12 protein-coding genes are annotated in these 16,248 nt (G+C 61.6%); 5 read left to right on the forward strand and 7 right to left on the reverse strand.

The window, feature by feature from the left end:
- Nucleotides 1–357: 357 nt before the first annotated feature.
- From GYN08_RS08510 to GYN08_RS08520, 3 genes are all read right to left on the reverse strand, one after another.
- Nucleotides 358–1,656 carry an SGNH/GDSL hydrolase family protein gene (locus tag GYN08_RS08510; protein WP_166273749.1) on the reverse strand — a complete coding sequence of 433 codons (1,299 nt, stop codon included), beginning with the start codon at nucleotides 1,654–1,656 and terminating at the stop codon, nucleotides 358–360.
- Nucleotides 1,649–2,797 carry a beta-galactosidase BglB gene (bglB, locus tag GYN08_RS08515; protein ID WP_166273750.1) on the reverse strand — a complete coding sequence of 383 codons (1,149 nt, stop codon included), beginning with the start codon at nucleotides 2,795–2,797 and terminating at the stop codon, nucleotides 1,649–1,651. The genes GYN08_RS08510 and bglB overlap by 8 nt, the downstream gene beginning before the upstream one ends.
- A gap of 712 nt (nucleotides 2,798–3,509) precedes the next feature.
- A complete protein-coding gene (locus GYN08_RS08520) occupies nucleotides 3,510–4,304 on the reverse strand; it encodes a DeoR/GlpR family DNA-binding transcription regulator (protein WP_166273751.1) in 795 nt (264 codons plus the stop codon).
- Nucleotides 4,305–4,622: 318 nt separating this feature from the next.
- Here GYN08_RS08520 and GYN08_RS08525 point away from each other — a divergent pair, with 318 nt between their 5' ends.
- The 4 genes from GYN08_RS08525 (at nucleotide 4,623) to fucU (ending at nucleotide 9,544) form a co-directional block, all read left to right on the forward strand.
- Nucleotides 4,623–6,401, forward strand: coding sequence for an L-fucose isomerase (locus GYN08_RS08525; protein ID WP_166273752.1), 1,779 nt, complete (start codon nucleotides 4,623–4,625; stop codon nucleotides 6,399–6,401).
- A 50-nt stretch (nucleotides 6,402–6,451) separates the two neighbouring features.
- On the forward strand, nucleotides 6,452–8,161 hold the full coding sequence (locus tag GYN08_RS08530) for a rhamnulokinase (protein WP_166273753.1): 1,710 nt from the start codon (nucleotides 6,452–6,454) through the stop codon (nucleotides 8,159–8,161).
- 264 nt (nucleotides 8,162–8,425) lie between these two features.
- Nucleotides 8,426–9,103, forward strand: coding sequence for a class II aldolase/adducin family protein (locus GYN08_RS08535; protein WP_166273754.1), 678 nt, complete (start codon nucleotides 8,426–8,428; stop codon nucleotides 9,101–9,103).
- A gap of 18 nt (nucleotides 9,104–9,121) precedes the next feature.
- Complete coding sequence (gene fucU, locus GYN08_RS08540; RefSeq protein ID WP_166273755.1) at nucleotides 9,122–9,544, forward strand: L-fucose mutarotase; 423 nt, start codon at nucleotides 9,122–9,124, stop codon at nucleotides 9,542–9,544.
- A gap of 146 nt (nucleotides 9,545–9,690) precedes the next feature.
- On the opposite strand, the gene GYN08_RS08545 is transcribed toward fucU, so the two are convergent.
- The 3 genes from GYN08_RS08545 to GYN08_RS08555 all read right to left on the reverse strand — a co-directional run bounded on the left by GYN08_RS08545 (nucleotide 9,691) and on the right by GYN08_RS08555 (nucleotide 11,740).
- Nucleotides 9,691–10,341, reverse strand: coding sequence for a histidine phosphatase family protein (locus tag GYN08_RS08545; protein WP_166273756.1), 651 nt, complete (start codon nucleotides 10,339–10,341; stop codon nucleotides 9,691–9,693).
- 51 nt (nucleotides 10,342–10,392) lie between these two features.
- Nucleotides 10,393–10,683, reverse strand: coding sequence for a putative quinol monooxygenase (locus tag GYN08_RS08550; protein ID WP_166273757.1), 291 nt, complete (start codon nucleotides 10,681–10,683; stop codon nucleotides 10,393–10,395).
- Between the two features lie 157 nt (nucleotides 10,684–10,840).
- Entirely contained in the window at nucleotides 10,841–11,740 is a 900-nt protein-coding gene (locus GYN08_RS08555) for a hypothetical protein (protein ID WP_166273758.1), read from the reverse strand.
- Nucleotides 11,741–12,374: 634 nt separating this feature from the next.
- Here GYN08_RS08555 and ppk1 point away from each other — a divergent pair.
- Nucleotides 12,375–14,477 carry a polyphosphate kinase 1 gene (ppk1, locus tag GYN08_RS08560; RefSeq protein WP_166273759.1) on the forward strand — a complete coding sequence of 701 codons (2,103 nt, stop codon included), beginning with the start codon at nucleotides 12,375–12,377 and terminating at the stop codon, nucleotides 14,475–14,477.
- 196 nt (nucleotides 14,478–14,673) lie between these two features.
- On the opposite strand, the gene GYN08_RS08565 is transcribed toward ppk1, so the two are convergent.
- Nucleotides 14,674–16,242 (reverse strand): Ppx/GppA family phosphatase, encoded by a 1,569-nt coding sequence (locus GYN08_RS08565; RefSeq protein ID WP_166273760.1) that lies wholly within the window; start codon nucleotides 16,240–16,242, stop codon nucleotides 14,674–14,676.
- Nucleotides 16,243–16,248: the final 6 nt, after the last annotated feature.

A 16,248-nucleotide genomic window follows, 5' to 3' on the forward strand; every position in this document is an offset into this window, starting at 1 on the left:
GAAATGGCCGTTTCTGACTGCAACGATACCGCCGGCGCCGGTCTGCGGCAATATTCAGTTTTCGCGTTTATCGCCTGCAAACCGCATAACGGCGCGGTTTGCGCAAGGTTAACCGCAGGAGGAATGCTGCGCGAATCGGGTTAACGCGGAAGCGGCCGAAGCGGCGGCATGTTTTCGGCCCGGCGCTTGTCGGAGCGCCGGGCCGAAAAGGCCGCGCGGGCGAAAGGATCGCGCAGTGCGGGAATCCGGGGACGCGAAGCCCGAGCCGGAGAACGCCGCGGCGCAGGGTCCGAACCGTCGCCGGAGTCCGAGCACGCACCGGCGCGAGGTCCGCGAAAGATCGCTCGGTCGGGCGGCTTATCGCAACGTCTCCCGTATCTGCCGAGCCAAATTTTCGCCCATGCGGATATGTCCTTCGTCGGCGGGATGAATCAGATCGCAGGATAGGCCGCCGGGATCGTCAAGCACCGTATCGCCTTCGATCAAGTGCAGCCGGTCGTGATTCAGCCGCCGGACCTCTTCTCTTAGGATGCCGTTGAACAGCAGATCCTGTTCCCGGGCTTTCGGCGATTCTTCGCCCAACGTGGCGAAGTTCGGATAGATCGTCGTCAGGAACATCGGCTTGTCCGGATGACGAGCGGCGATCCTCTCCAGCGCATAGCGGACTTTCTCGCGGAATTCCTCCCCGCCCATGCCGTCTCTCATGTTGACGCCCAGCTCCAGAAAAACGATGTCCCAATCGTCGCGTCCGGCGATCCAGTCGATCATCTCCGCTTCGCACAGGCAGGAGCCGCTCATCCCGAGATTGTACAGGTCGGCCCCCAGCCGCCGGGCGGCCTGATCGATATAGGCCGAGCGGCTCTGTTCGCCGCCGTGCGTGATCGACGAACCGTAGGCGAGCAGCCTCGTCCGGGGCAGCTCGCCGGCCGTCGGCGGCCGCACCTCTTCACCGAAGGCGTTCAGGCCGTAATACACGGCCTCCCCCCGGGCGAAGCGGACGCGCCAGACGTCCGGCGCGAAGCCCGAAGCCGACAACCGGGCGGCGTCGGCCGTTTGCAGGCGCGGCGGCGCGGTCAGCCGCAGCGTGCGGATCTCGCCGGCCGGAAGCCGGTGCTCGGAATGGAACATTCCGCCGCGGTACACGGTGACGGTGCCGGCCTGCACCGGCAGGGACAGCGTCACGTCCGCGGTCTGCGACGACGTGACGAAGCGCAGCTCGCAGCCCGTGGACTCGGCTGCGATAAAGCGCCCGCGCGCCCCGAGCCGCCGGCGCACGAAGGCGGGGATACGGCGGAGGTACACGCCGCCCGCGGGCGCCGGCTCCAGCTCGGCCGCGCCGTGGAAAGCGGCGCCGTCCAAGACGGGGACGGCGCTCGGAGGGAGCCCCGGCGCGGCTCCGTTCGCCGCGGCGGAGCCGCCGGCCGAACCCGGATCGCCGGCATCGGCAGCCGGCCCTACGTCGGCCGGCTGCCGCATGTCGGACGCCTGCCGCGCGTCGGACCCCTGCCGGGCACCGGGCGCCTGACCCATGTCGGCTCCGGCCGGTTCCGCCGAGGCGGATCGCATCGGCGCGCCGAGTGCCGGCGCGCCCCCGGTTTCCGCGCCGGGAATCCTCATCCGTTCTTCCCCCGGCCGCGTTTTCTCCGCTTTATCCATCGGAACGCCCTCCTTCTCCCCGGCTTTCCGCCGTTCTTTTTGGCCCGTGCGAACCCGAGCCTTCCGCCGCGCCGCCTTCATGCTTCATCGCTTCCACCAGCAGCAGCAGCGCCATCGACTGGCCGTACGGCATCGGGCAGATCGGAATGTCGCGGTACGCCTGCAGCGTTCGTCCCATCCCCGTTCCGTACGATACGCCCTGCACGACGCCGTCCGCATCGATCTGTCCCAGCACGTAATCCAGCGCCAGCAGGGCGGAGTCGCGGTACGCCTCTTCCAAATAACCGCGTCGGTACGCCTTCAGCATGCCGTAAGCGAAAGCGGCGGTCGCCGACGTCTCGAGATACGAATCCGGCTCGTCCAGCAGCGTATGCCAGGCGCCTTCCGGCGACTGCAGCTCCAGCAGCTTGTCCGCCTGGCGTCGCAGCGACGAGAGCAGGAACGATCTGACCCCTTCCGGCTGCTCCGTCATGTCCAGGTAATCGACAAGCCCCGCCGTATACCAGGAGTTGCCGCGCGCCCACAGCGCTTTGGCGAAATGATGCCCGCCTTCGAGAAATGTCCAACCGTGGAAAAACAGTCCCGTCGCCGGGTCCGTCAAATATTTCAAATGCACGAGAAACTGCCGCACGCTCTCCTGGATGCAGGCGTCTTCTTTCAGCAGCACGCCCATTTTCGCCGTAAACAGGACGGTCATGTACAGCGTGTCGTCCCACAGCTGGCCTTCGTTGGCGCTGCCGCTGACCTCGTGCTGAATGCCGCCTTCCTCGGTTCTCGGCATATCGCGCAGCACGTAATCCAGCCAGTCCCGGCACAGATCGAAATAATCCGGACGTCCGGTTTCTTCGGCTACGTATGCCAGCGTCAGCATCGGGCACATCGTGTTGACGTTTTTGGCCGGCAGTCCTTCCGCGATCCGCGCGTCGAACCAGTCCGTCAGGAAATCCAGCAGCGCCCGATCGCCGGTTTCGCGGTAATAGCCGTACAGCGCGAACAGCCCGACTCCCTGCGGCCATTCCCAATTCTCCATCGAAATGATGCCGATCGGCGCCGTTTCTTTGATCGACCCCCGCATATCCTTCATTCGTTCGATGACTTTGAGAATCGTTTCTTCGAGGCTTTCTTTTGTAAGCGTAGTCATTTTATCGCTCCTTCTGTCCCGTCTGCGTACACGGAAAACGAATGCCGCCTTCCCCCATGCCGTACCGCGAGTGTAGACCGTCCGGGACGCCCGCGTAAATAAACAAGAATCCTGCATACTCCGAGAAAACGCGAAAAAACGCGGTCCGAGATTCTTTCGATCGTCGAAAGAACTTCGGCCGCGCTTCGTCGGGGGTTAAAAATCTGTACTTTTCCAATATTCCTGTACTTTTCGGGATCGAAATTCTTCCTGCCCTGCAGAAAGCGGGACGCCGTCTATCTGCTCGTCCGTCTGTTCGTGCGCCTGCTCGTGCATCTGAGCGTACGCCCGCCCGTTCGCCGGCCGCTGTCGCTCTAACTTCTGACGGATACGAAACGCCCGGATTTTAAAATAACTGCGCCAGAGCACTTATTTTGCTTAAAAACGATCGTTTCACGAAAATAGATGCAGGAGAGCACTTATTATTTTGTACAGCCTCCTTTTTCGCCTCATTTTCTTGAAATAGCTGCTCATGTGCAGTTATTTTGGAAAATCGGGCACCAAAAAGAAAAATAACTGCTTATGCGCAGTTATTTGACGTGTCGAGCAAGTCCGATACCGAGCGGAGCGAGATGGCAAAGCCAAGCGGCGAAACGAGGTGGTGCAGGAAGATGGCGGAGGAAAGTACGCGGGAGGTGAAGACGCGGGAAAAAGCCGTCTTTTCCCCGCTTCGTCAGTCCGGCAGCCGTCCGTTTCCCGCCGCTTCTTCCCCATATACCAGCGTAACCCCGCGCCGACGCAAAAATTCGACCCATTCTTCCGCCGGCCGACGGTCCGTCACCACGAAGTCGATCTCGGCGAAATCGAGCAGCCGGATAAAAGCCAGACGGTCGAACTTCGAGCGGTCCGCCAGCAGGATCGTCTTGTTGGCCTGCCTGCGCATCAGCAGCTTCAGCTCGCTCTCCGCTTCGTTGGAGTCGCAGATGCCGCCGTTCATCGACAGCGCTTTGCAGCCGAGCAGCGCCACGTCGGCGTTGTAGCGTTCGATCGTTCGCGCGGCGTCCGGTCCGACGAACGAACTGGTCGACGCGCCCAGCGTGCCGCCGGTGCCGATCAGCCGATGACCCGACTGCTGCAGCGCGGACAGCGCCACGAGCGAATTGGTGATCAGCGTCAGATTCGCCCGCCGCTCCGCCAGCATCCGCAGCGTCTCGAACGCGGTCGAGCTGGTGTCCGCCATAATGCTGTCGCCGTCGTGAATCAATCCGAGCGCGTGCTCCGCGATGCGGCGCTTGGCCTCCAGGTTGAGATCGTGCCGGCTCGCGTAGGACGGGTCGAGGTTGGTCGGCGCGCTCAGCACGGCTCCGCCGTAATTTTTCTGCGCGATGCCTTCTTTCTCCAGCTTGTCGAGGTCGCGACGCACCGTCTCTTCCGATACGCCGAACTCCTGCGCCAGCGCGGACACCTGCACTTTTTTGTTTCTATAGAGTTCGTTGATAATCCATTCCCGCCGCTGCTCCGCTTTCATGCCCGATCCGCTCCCATCTTTCGATTGCTTTTTACCGTATCACGAAAAAAAGAAAACCACAATATATTCATATTCAATAGCGTTAAATACCTCAAAACCACAGATTAAACCAAATATAATGTGGCTTTTATGTTGACTTTGTCGATTCGGAAATTTAAGATGAGGAAGAAACCGGAAAAAGAACGGCGGCCGCCTTAAAATGATAGCGCTTTAACACACTCGAAACTCCCTCTTTGCCCGCCGGCCGTCCTCTCTTGGTTCATTTCCGCCAGTGCCGGTTCCGGTCCGCAATTCCACCCACATTCAAGGAGGAACGTTATGCCATCCACCGTTATCAAGCAGTATCCGAAAATCGGAATTCGTCCCACGATCGACGGCAGAAGAAGAGGAGTACGCGAATCGCTGGAAGAACAGACAATGGGCATGGCGCGCCTGACGGCCGCTTTTTTGCGGGACAATCTGCGTTATCCGGACGGATCGCCCGTCGAGTGCGTGATCGCCGACACGACGATCGGAGGCGTGGCCGAAGCATCCGCCGCGGCCGCCAAGTTCAAGACGGAAAACGTCGGCGTCTCGATCACCGTCACCCCGTGCTGGTGCTACGGTTCGGAAACGATGGACATGGACGCTTCGATCCCGCACGCGGTATGGGGATTTAACGGCACGGAGCGCCCGGGCGCGGTGTATCTGGCGGCGGTGCTGTCGGCTTACGCGCAAAAAGGCATCCCGGCGTTCGGCATCTACGGCGAAGACGTGCAGGAGTCGGGCAGCGAAGACATTCCGGCCGACGTGCGGACCAAGCTGCTGCGCTTCGCGAAATCCGCGCTGGCCGCCGCGATCATGAGAGGAACGGCGTATCTCTCGATGGGCTCCGTCTCGATGGGCATCGCCGGGTCGATCGTCGACGAAGATCTGTTCCAGCATTATCTGGGCATGCGCAACGAATACGTCGACATGTCGGAGTTCGTGCGCCGCGTCGAAGAAGAGATTTACGACAAGGACGAATACGAAAAAGCGCTGGCATGGACGAAGGCCAACTGCAAGATGGGCCCGAACAACAACCCCGAGCATCTGATCATCAGCGACGAAGAACAGGAGAGACAGTGGGAATTCGTCGTCAAAATGACGCTGATCGCGCGCGACCTCATGGCCGGCAACCCGCGTCTCGCGGAACTGGGCTTCGAGGAAGAAGCCGGCGGGCACTTCGCGCTGGCGGGCGGCTTCCAGGGTCAGCGGCATTGGACGGACCATTTCCCGAACGGCGACTTCATGGAGACGATCCTGAACTCCTCGTTCGACTGGAACGGACGGCGCGCGCCGTATATCGTCGCCACGGAGAACGACAGCCTCAACGGCGTCGTCATGCTGTTCAACCATCTGCTGACGGGCACGGCGCAGATCTTCGCGGACGTGCGCACGTTCTGGAGTCCGGCGGCCGTGGAACGCGTGACGGGACACAAGCTGGAAGGTCCCGCCGAAGGCGGCCTGCTGCATCTGATCAACTCCGGTTCGGCGGCGCTGGACGGGACCGGCGAGCAGGAAATCGACGGCAAGCCCGCAATCAAGCCGTTCTGGGACGTGACGGACAAGGAAGTCTCGCGCATGCTGGAGAAAACGCTGTTCCGCCCGGCCTCGCAGGAATATTTCCGAGGCGGCGGCTTCTCGACGGATTATCTGACGCGCGGCGGCATGCCGGTCACGATGGCCCGTCTCAATCTGGTCAAAGGGCTTGGGCCGGTGCTCCAGCTCGCGGAAGGCTACACGGTCGACCTGCCGGAAGACGTGCACCGCGCGCTCGACGAACGCACCGACCCGACGTGGCCGACGACGTGGTTCGCGCCGAAGCTGACGGGCAAAGGATCGTTCGCCAGCGTTTACGACGTCATGAACAACTGGGGCGCCAACCACGGGGCGATCAGCTTCGGCCATATCGGCGCGGACCTGATTACGCTCGCCTCCATCCTGCGCATTCCGGTCAGCATGCACAACGTGGATGAACGGCAGATTTTCCGCCCGCGCGTCTGGTCGCTGTTCGGCACGGAAAATCTCGAAGCGGCGGATTACGCGGCCTGCAAAAACTTCGGACCTTTATATTGAAAGACACGGCTGAGTAAAAGCCCATTTTCATCGGAAAGCGGGGAACGTCCATGAGCGAACGGGGACGGCCGGAACAGGAGCGACAGAAGGAAAACGCGAGCCGCGAAGCGCGGGTTACGGCCTCTGAAGCTCCTGACCGTTCCGGCATTAAAAGGGTGCTGGCCGTCGATCTCGGCGCCAGTTCCGGCCGGGTCATGCTGGCCGGTTACGACGGCGCCAGGCTGGAACTTCGCGAGATTCACCGGTTCGACAACGTGCCGGTCGAAGACGGCGGCGGCCTGTACTGGGACGCCGAGGGACTGCTGGCGGAGATCAAGACGGGCATTCGGATCGCGGCGGCCGAAGGATCTCCGATCCTGAGCGTCGGCGTCGACACCTGGGGCGTCGACTACGGCTGGATCGGAGCGGACGGCCGCCTGCTGCGCCGGCCTCACCATTACCGCGACGAGCGAATGTCCCGGCACGCCGAGGAACTGGAGCGCCGGGTGCCGCCCGCCGAACAGTTCCGGCTGAGCGGCAATCAGCCGGCCGCCATCAACACGGCGTATCAGCTCTTCGCCGATCTGCGGGAAGAGCCGGAGCTGCGCGAGCGGGCCGCGCGCTTCCTGATGATGCCGGATCTGTTCCACTACGCGCTGTCGGGCGTGATGGCGGCGGAGCGAACCATCCTCAGCACCGGCGGGCTGCTGTCGGCCGATTCCGGCGAACCTTCGGCGCTTCTGCTGGAGCGCCTGGGCATTCCGGCGGCGCTGCTGGCGCCGATCGTGCCGGCGGGCACGGTGCTCGGCGAGCTGCGGCCGGAGCTGCAGGCCGAGCTTCGCTGCGGCCCGCTGCGCGTCGTGGCCGGCGCGTCGCACGACACGGCTTCGGCGGCGGCGGCGGTGCCGTACGGACGGGGCGAAGCGGCGAGCGAAGGAGTAGCGAGTGAAGGAACCACAAGTAAGGAAACCGCGAGTGAGGGAACCTCGAGTGAGGGAACCGCGAAAAGCCCCGCCGCGGAGCTCCAGGCGGCGGGCCGGAGCGCCAAGCCGGCTTCGCTTCCGGAAGCGGCTCCCGGCGCGCTTACGGCCGCGCCGGGAGAAGCCGGCCCCGCCGCAGCCTTCATCAGCTGCGGCACCTGGTCCATCGCGGGGATCGAGACCCCGCGGCCGGTGCTGTCGGAGGCCGCCTACGGGAGCGGCCTCACCAACGAAAGGTGCTTCGGCGGAGGAAACCGCCTGCTGAAGAACATTACGGGCCTGTGGCTGCTGCAGGAGTGCCGCAGACACTGGAATGCCGCGGGCGAGAATCTGAGCCACGCGGACCTGGCGGCGCTGGCCGAGTCCGCCGGCCCCGCCGCCGCGCGGATCGATCCCGACGATCCGCGCTTCGCCGCTCCGGGCGATATGCCGGAGCGGGTCCGGCAGTACTGCCGGGACGCCGGGCAGCCGGTGCCCGGCAGCCGCGGCGAGATCGCGCGCGTCATCCTCGAGAGCCTGGCCGACGCTTACGGCCGGGCGATCGAGGAGCTTGAGGCGATCTCGGGCCGCGGCGTCGCCGCGGTCCATCTCGTCGGAGGCGGCAGCCGCAACCGCCTGCTCTGCCGCCTGACGGCGGAACGCACCGGCCGCGTCGTCATCGCGGGCCCGGTCGAAGCGAGCGCGGCCGGCAGCGCGCTCGTGCAGCTCGCCGCGCTGGGCGAGCTGGACTTCGCCCGCCGGGCGGAGATCGTCGAGCGCTCGTTTGCGCTCGAACGCTATCTGCCCAACGAATCTTCATGACGTCAGAGAGGCTCCCAAAGGCTAATTCTGTTTCCAAGGAATCCTGAGCACGCTATTTCTTCTTATTCGTCTGAAATGGCGGCAAAAATCCGAAATAGCGATACGTGGATTCGTTACCTTTTCCTGACTTCAATATCCGCTCGAATAGCGTGTCCAGCATTCGTTAGCTTATCGCTTGCCGCAATCTCATCCTTTTAGCTGCAACCGGCATCCTTTACCGACACGCATTATCCATTCAACCGACCAAAAAGGAGAATCCGTCCCATGACCCAACCGCACACGATCGCCGATCCGACCGAACGCGAGCGCCTGCTGCGCCTGCAGATCTGCGATATCGGCCGCAATTTGTTCAACAAGGACTTTATCGCCGCCAACGACGGCAACATTTCCGCCCGCCTCTCCGAGACGGAAATCCTCGCCTCACCGACCGGCGTCAGCAAAGGCTACCTGGAGCCGCATATGCTCGTCCGGGTCAACCTGGACGGCGAGATCGTCGAAGCGAGCGAAGGCTACCGCCCGTCCACCGAAGTCAAAATGCACCTGCGCGTATACCGCGAATGTCCGGAGATGAACGGCGTGGTTCACGCCCATCCGCCTTATGCCACCGCTTTTGCGATCAAGGGCGAATCCCTCGATAAAATGATGATGCCGGAATCCGTCATCGCCATGGGCGAGATCCCGCTGGCGCCGTACGGCACGCCGTCGACCGAAGAAATTCCGGATTCGATCATGCCTTTCCTCGGCAAGAAGACGGCCGTCCTGCTCGAGAGCCACGGCGCGCTGACCTGGGGCAAAAGCGTGATGGACGCCTACATGAACATGGAGCGCCTGGAATACACGGCCAAGCTCACGTTCCTCACGCGCATGATCGACGGCGAACGCGAGCTGCCGAAGCACCGGATCGACGAGCTGGTCGCGCTGCGTTCGTTTTACGGTTTTTAGGAGAGGAGTTCGGCCGACATGCTGAAAAAGATCCCGAAAATCCTCTCCCCCGATCTCGTCCACGCCCTGATGCGGATGGGCCACGGCGACGAGATCGTGCTGGCGGACGCCAACTTTCCCGGCCACTCGCTGCACGACCGGGTTATCCGCTGCGACGGCCTCGGCATTCCGCCGCTGCTGGACGCCATCCTGGAGCTGCTGCCGCTCGATCCGTACGCCGATCACCAGGCCGCGCTGATGAGCGTCGTGCCCGGCGACCCGGTCGTGCCGACGATCTGGGACGCGTACCGCGAGATCGTCGCCGTCCACGACGCGTCCGCGCAGCTGGCGTTCGAAGACCGCTTCGCCTTTTACGAACGCGCCAAAAACGCCTATGCGATCGTCGTGACCGGCGAAGAGGCGCTGTACGGGAACATTATTTTGAAAAAAGGCGTGATCTAAGCGGATTCCTCCGGGCCTCCCGAAGCGGAAGGGAGATACGGTCGAGGTTTCGCAGAACGAAAAAGGAGAAAGGCCGCGGCCTTTCTCCTTTTCTTCGATTCGGGAAGGTCACTGCGGACCCGAAGCCCTTTTTCGACTCTCTCCGCTCACCCGTTAAAACTAACCATCCTATACTCCCCGTCCGCATACTCCAGAATCGTCACGCTCGCGTTACGGATGTCGATCGTGACGTCGATGTCCGGGCAGAAGCGGTTCACGATGTTGCGGATCGTATTGCCGTGGGTGACGATCAGGATATTGGCGCCGTCCGCGCAGTCCAGGTCGACGAGCGAGTCCAGCCCGCCTCCGATGCGCGCCCACAGCTCCTCGAAGTTTTCCGCATGATGATAAGGGTCCGCTTTTTTCGTGAGATCGGCGATCTCCGATACCGTGCAGCCCGCGATCAGTTCCCTAAAATTCGTCAAGCCGTTTTCCTGCGCGATTTTGCTCCAGGCGACCGCGGAGACTTCCCCTTCGAAGCTGCCGAAAAACGTTTCCCGAAACGCCTTGGTCCGGTTGATGACGGGGATCGGATACCGGCTTTCTTTCAGGATAATCTCGGCCGTCTCAAGCGTTCGCCCGGAATCGCTCGTATACACGTAAGCGAACTCGGTATCCGCCAGCTTCTGCCCCGCCGCGACCGCGACGACTTTGCCTTCTTCGGTCAGCGGACTGTCCGCCCAGCCCTGCATTCTGCCGTAGCGATTGAGATACGTCTCGCCGTGCCGGACCAGATATAGATTCACCTTTTTTCCCATTCCGCGCCCTCCCATATCCACTCGGTTTGTATGTTCCGGCAGTCCGTCTCCCTAGAGATCCGCCGCGCTGAATTTCTCCGCCTTGAGCGGCACTGCAAAGAAATCGTTCGCAACCTTGAAAAATCCGGTAAAATGCGGCGAAGCGTTGTGGCGCTCGACCGCGGCTTCGTCGGCCCAGACTTCGATCATCGTGAAACGGTCGAGGTTCGCGACGTCCTGGGTCAGCGTGTAGCGCAGGCATCCGTCTTCGGCTTGCGATCCGGCGACAAGCGGCTGGACCGTCTGCAGGAAAGCCTCCCTCTTCTCCGGCTTGATCTGCATATCGGCATGAATAACGATCATTGTTGTTCCTCCTTCTGTTGGCGGGTTAAAAGTCCCGTTCTCGCGTACGGCTTACTCCCTTAAGTTACCATAAGAAGAGGAGCCGCGGCCAGCAGCGACAGCCTAACGCGCGAATCCGTTTCTCGTTCTGTCGGACAACCGATCAATGCGGCGGGTGTTATGATCGGCCTCCTGCAAAAAACTCGTACGTCCGCGTCCATTCCCGGCTCTCGCCCGGCTCAAGTTCGAGATCGATGAACACTTCCGGCGCTACCACGTGGCCCGCTCCCCATACCGCCAGCTTGGCGGCGTCGAAATCGCCGCTCTCGCGCACGCCGGCTCCGCTCGGCTTATGCAGCAGCTCCCAGTAGGGCGCTTCGCCGACCGGGAACCCGCCGAACAGCGCGTAATATTCGCCGCCGGCTTCGCTGGTCCAGGTCAGCTCGCCGTCCGTCAGCGCCAGCTTCTCCTCTACGCCGCCGTCGCCCAGCATTTTGAGTTCCGGCGCGTAAGGCAGTCTCAGCACATAATCCGGTCCCACCGGATGTCCGCCGATCCCGACGAAATTGTGCACGTATTCATTGGTGGAGATCGCTTTGCGGCCGAGATTCTTCAGCCCGTAACGAACATGCAGGCGGCGTCCGTCGATCGCGATCGTCTTGGTCAGCTTCGCCGAATAACCGCCTCTGTCCGGGGCTTCCGAGACGAACCGGATTTCGCCGCGCCCGCTCTCCGTTCGCACTTCGTGCGCCTCCGCCGGGTAGGTCCGCGCAAAGTCGTAACGCCCGCCGTCGATTCGGGTCAGCGTCCCGACGCCGATCTTATGAAACCCGCCGCCCGGGCGCGCTTCCGCGTAGCCGATCGGCTTGTCGATCCCGAACTCGCCCGACAGCCCTTCGCCGCCCGTACCCGCGCCCGCTTCCAGGCTCTCCGGCACGCAGAAGTCGACGCCCGCGCTCTCCAGCCTTACCTGCGCAATCCAACCTGTCCGGTCAAAGCGCGTGCCGCCGCACGACTCCGGCGCTTTGACCGTGACCGTCAGGTCGCCGCCTCTCAATAGATACTCCTCTTTTTTCATCGCAAACCGCCCCTTTTCCGCCGTTTCGCCGCAATCGGCGTCGTTCCCTTATCATAGCGCGGCCCGTCCGAAAAAGGTATGCTTCCGCCGCGGCCGCGCTTCGGCCGGCGGAGCGGCCCGCCTCTTCTCCTATCTCCCGGCTTTGTGCGCGCCGTACGGACAGAACCGTATCGAACCCTTTTTGTCTTTTTTTACTCTCCGCTGATAATCGGCTTCCTGAGGCGGCTCTCCCCTTGATTCCGTTTTGAACGATCGAAGGATCAAAAACGCTCGGCTTCACCGTTTCACCCTTTTTCTTCGACTTTGTTCCGTTTCGAAAGCCCATATTTGGAATTAAAATGGGAAAAGGAGATTTTTACATTGACTTAACAATTTGACGATATACTTAGAAAAGGCTGTCCGAAGACGTAAAGTTATCGAGCGCGCTTAATGTCGGCGGCTCCCGGACAGGGTAAATAAATCAAGTCGGGCAAAAAGCGGAGGCTCCGCAACCGCAGCCGATTTCGTCCGTAAACGTTTCTGAAGTCGACACAGACGAAAAGGAAATATCGCGATTCACGTTTTAAAAACGCCGGATATGCGGCGGGACGAGGCTTTCCGGCCGCCCGCCCAGCGCGAATAATATGGAGGAATTATGGATAACCATGCCGCTCACCGGGGAACGTCCCCGTATTACATCAATCGTGACCTCAGTTGGATCGAATTCAATTATCGCGTGCTCCAAGAAGCGCAGGATCCGGATACGCCGCTTCTGGAACGCGCCAAGTTTCTCGGGATCGTCTCGCGCAACCTGGACGAATTCATGAGCGTCCGCGTCGCGGGTATCCGCAATCAGCTTAAGGCCGGGATTACCAAAAAAGACTTTTCGGGCTACACGCCGCCCGTATTGTATAAGCGCCTGTCCAAGCGGATCGAAAAGATGGTGGCAGCCGGGTACCGTACATACCGCGATCTGATCCGTCTTATGGCAAAAGAAAATCTGGTGCTGAACCGTTACGACGACTTGAGCGCAAGCCAGAAAAAGTCGGCGGACGATTACTTCCATAACGTGATTTTTCCGATTCTGACGCCGATGGCCGTCGACCTCAGCCGGCCGTTCCCGCTCGTGCACAGCCAAAACGTCTACCTGGCGGCCGTGCTCGAGAGCGAAAACGTCACGTCCGATCTGCCCGACGACGAACGGTATTACTTCGCCATCGTCCAGGTGCCTTCTATTCTGCCGAGGCTGATTCCGGTCGCGAGCCGCAGCCACAGCAAGAAGCAGAGCTACGTTCTGATCGACGAACTGATCTGCCATCATGTCCAGACGCTGTTCAGCGGCTACAAGCCGGTCGACGTGCACGCGTTCCGTCTGACTCGCGACGCCGACCTGGAGATCAACGAGGAAGAAGCGGAAGATCTGCTCGAAGAGATCGAGAACAAGCTTCGCAAGCGCAGACGCGGCGCTCCCGTACGCCTCGAAGTGCAGAAAGGGCTGCATCCGTATGCGCTGCAGCTGCTGCTCGAAGAATTCGAGATCGACGACGCCGTCTACGAGATCGACGGACCGATCGACCTCGGCTTCTTGACTTCGTTCGCCGGCTCCGTCAAGAACCGCGATGCGCTGCGTTATCCGCCCGCCCGCTGCATCTATCCGCCGGAATTCGCGGAAGGCGAAGACACCGATTTCTTTGCCGCGCTTAAGGACCGCGACGTGCTGCTGCACCATCCGTTCGAATCGTTCGACGCCGTGAGCGATTTCGTCGAGCAGGCCGCCGAAGACCCGAACGTCATGGCGATCAAGATGACGCTCTACCGAGTCAGCAGCAAGTCCCCCATTATCCGCTCGCTGGCCGAAGCCGCCGAAGCGGGCAAGCAGGTTACGGTCGTCGTCGAACTGAAGGCACGGTTCGACGAAGAACGCAACATTACGTGGGCGCGCGCGCTGGAGCAGGCCGGATGCCACGTCGTCTACGGACTGGTCGGCCTTAAGACGCACGCCAAAGCGATCCTCGTCGTCCGCCGGGAGGAAGACGGGCTGCGCCGCTACGTGCATGTCGGGACGGGCAACTACAACGATACGACCGCCAAGCTGTACACCGACGTGGGCCTGATGACGTCCAATGCTTCGATCGGCGAAGACGCGTCCGAGCTGTTCAACCATATCACCGGCTATTCGCGCCATCCGGATTGGCAGAAAATTTCGGTCGCGCCGGATACGATGATGGGCACTTTCGTTACCAATATCCGCCGCGAAGCCGAGCACGCCAAAGAGGGCCGCCCTTCCCGCATCATCGCGAAGTTCAACTCGCTGTCCAACCAGCAGATCATCGACGAACTGTACGAAGCGTCGAAGGCCGGCGTCAAGATCGACCTGATCGTGCGCGGCGTCTGCTGTCTGCGCCCGGGCGTTCCGGGGCTGAGCGAAAATATCACGGTGCGCAGCATCGTCGACCGCTATTTGGAACACTCGCGGATCTACTATTTCGAAAACGGCGGCGAATCGGAAATCTTCCTGGCGAGCGCCGACTTGATGACGCGCAACCTGACCCGGCGGGTCGAGCTGATGTGCCCGATTCTCGATCCGAGCTCCAAGGATACGCTGCTCAATATCGTCAAAATGTACTTGAAAGACAACGTAAAGGCGCGCATGCTGACGTCCAGCGGCGGCTACGAGCTGTTCCAGAACGGCGAAGAGCCTTACCGCAGCCAATTCCGGGCCGAAGATATCCGGACGTGGAAGTCGACGCTGCTGTAGCCGCCGCGCCGAGAAGCCGTCAGCGGTTTCATGCCGGCACTTCCGCGTTCTTCCGTTCCTTTCAAACTCTTGCCCTACGCAAAAAGCCGCGTTCCCCATCTTCAAAGATGGAGAACGCGGCTTTTCTCGTTTACGGCTCGGCCGCCGGCGTCCTTGAGTTCGTCCCGGCATCGGTCCGCGCCTGCGCTCTGTCCGTTCAGCCTGCCGATTCGATCTTGAGTTCGAGCTTCACGTTCCATTCGTTCTCGAAGTCCTTGGTCGCGAGCTTCAGATCGCGAATTTCCATGAAGGCTTCCGTCCGGCAGCTCAGCTTCAGCTCGAACCGGTCGCCGCGGCGCTTGGCCGCAAGATCCGTGACCGCCTGCGTCTCGCTGGCGTCCAGGGCGACCGCCATCCGCAGCACGGCGCCGAGCCGGCGGGTACGCTCCTCGTCCTTCGGCAGCAGAATGTCTTTGTACGTCTGGGCCGTGACGCTTTTGCGCCATTTCACCTTGGCGGCAATGGCGGCGATCAGGGCGGTCAGGATGATCTCGCGGTGCGTCAGCCCGGCCAGCGGCCGCTTGGTCAGCAGATACTGCGTATGCTCTTCATAGTCGATGTACCCGATTTCGGTGCCGGTCTGATACGTCCAGGCCGCTACGCGCAGCAGCTTGCGATTCCATGCGTCCTCTTCGCCCTCGCCCAATTCTTTGTACAGAATGCGCGCGAAGCGTTCCGTCTGCTGCAGATGGCGCTGCCTGGGCTCCGGCTGGCTCGCCAGCAGAGAACGCAGCTCGAACTCCAGCACGTTGTCGTGCACGGCCTGTTCCGGATGCAGCAGTTCGAAAAACAGGCCTTCGCGCAGCCCCGTCGCGCTGACGATATAACGCGAAGCTTTCATATGGTGGAACAGCGTACGAAGAATGATCATGCCCGGCACGATGATGTCGATCCGGCTCTTGGACAGTCCCGGAACCCGTTTGCGCCGGTTGTTGTCCATCCCCGGCAGCGAATGGTAGAAATGATCGACGTCTTCGCCCTGCATGACGTAATTATGCGTATGCGGGAGCGAATAATTGCGGCGCCGCTGATCCATTTTCCCGAGTCCGCGAATCGTCCCGCCCAAGCCGACCAGGTCAAGCCCCGGATGCGCGGACATCCACGGATGCTTGCGGGCTTCCGCCAGAACGAAGCTTTCAAGCTCGCGCACGCGCTCTTCCGTCCAGCTTCCGCTTCCGCCGAAGCGCACGTTCATGTTGACGGCGCCGAACGGGAACGAATAGCTCGATACGCGGCGCCGGTCCTTGAACAGCGTGACTTCCGTACTGCCGCCGCCGATATCGATAATGAATCCTTCCGCGATGTCGATCTTGTTGACGACGCCGATAAAGCCGTAATGCCCTTCCATCTCGCCGGGCAGCAATTCGATGTCCAGCCCCGTCTCCCGGTTCAAAATCTCGATGATCTGGCCGGAATTCGACGCGTTGCGGATCGCCGCCGTGGCGACCGCGCGAATTTGCTCCACGCCGTAAGCTTCGCAGATTTCGGTAAACTGCCGCAGCACCGGCACGACGGAATGGATCGCCGGAGACGGCATGATCCCGTCCGGCGTAACGAGCGCGCTGAGCCTCGCGGCCTCGCGCGACTCGGTCAGCACGCGGTAAGAACCGCCGCCGCTGCTTTCGTAAACGACGAGCCGGATCGAGTTGGAACCGATGTCGATGATGCCGGCCCGCAGGCTCGTCCGCTCCGCCTCGGGGCGGAGACTTTCGGATATGGTAGTCATAATGTG

The sequence above is a fragment of the Saccharibacillus alkalitolerans genome (assembly GCF_011090185.1).
In the GTDB taxonomy this organism is placed as follows: Bacteria; Bacillota; Bacilli; order Paenibacillales; family Paenibacillaceae; genus Saccharibacillus; species Saccharibacillus alkalitolerans.

Coding starts and splice junctions, on each gene's coding strand:
- GYN08_RS08510 (WP_166273749.1), bottom strand. CDS start 1,656: ATGGATAAAGCGGAGAAAACGCGGCCGGGGGAAGAACGGATGAGGATT.
- bglB (WP_166273750.1), bottom strand. CDS start 2,797: ATGACTACGCTTACAAAAGAAAGCCTCGAAGAAACGATTCTCAAAGTC.
- GYN08_RS08520 (WP_166273751.1), bottom strand. CDS start 4,304: ATGAAAGCGGAGCAGCGGCGGGAATGGATTATCAACGAACTCTATAGA.
- GYN08_RS08525 (WP_166273752.1), top strand. CDS start 4,623: ATGCCATCCACCGTTATCAAGCAGTATCCGAAAATCGGAATTCGTCCC.
- GYN08_RS08530 (WP_166273753.1), top strand. CDS start 6,452: ATGAGCGAACGGGGACGGCCGGAACAGGAGCGACAGAAGGAAAACGCG.
- GYN08_RS08535 (WP_166273754.1), top strand. CDS start 8,426: ATGACCCAACCGCACACGATCGCCGATCCGACCGAACGCGAGCGCCTG.
- fucU (WP_166273755.1), top strand. CDS start 9,122: ATGCTGAAAAAGATCCCGAAAATCCTCTCCCCCGATCTCGTCCACGCC.
- GYN08_RS08545 (WP_166273756.1), bottom strand. CDS start 10,341: ATGGGAAAAAAGGTGAATCTATATCTGGTCCGGCACGGCGAGACGTAT.
- GYN08_RS08550 (WP_166273757.1), bottom strand. CDS start 10,683: ATGATCGTTATTCATGCCGATATGCAGATCAAGCCGGAGAAGAGGGAG.
- GYN08_RS08555 (WP_166273758.1), bottom strand. CDS start 11,740: ATGAAAAAAGAGGAGTATCTATTGAGAGGCGGCGACCTGACGGTCACG.
- ppk1 (WP_166273759.1), top strand. CDS start 12,375: ATGGATAACCATGCCGCTCACCGGGGAACGTCCCCGTATTACATCAAT.
- GYN08_RS08565 (WP_166273760.1), bottom strand. CDS start 16,242: ATGACTACCATATCCGAAAGTCTCCGCCCCGAGGCGGAGCGGACGAGC.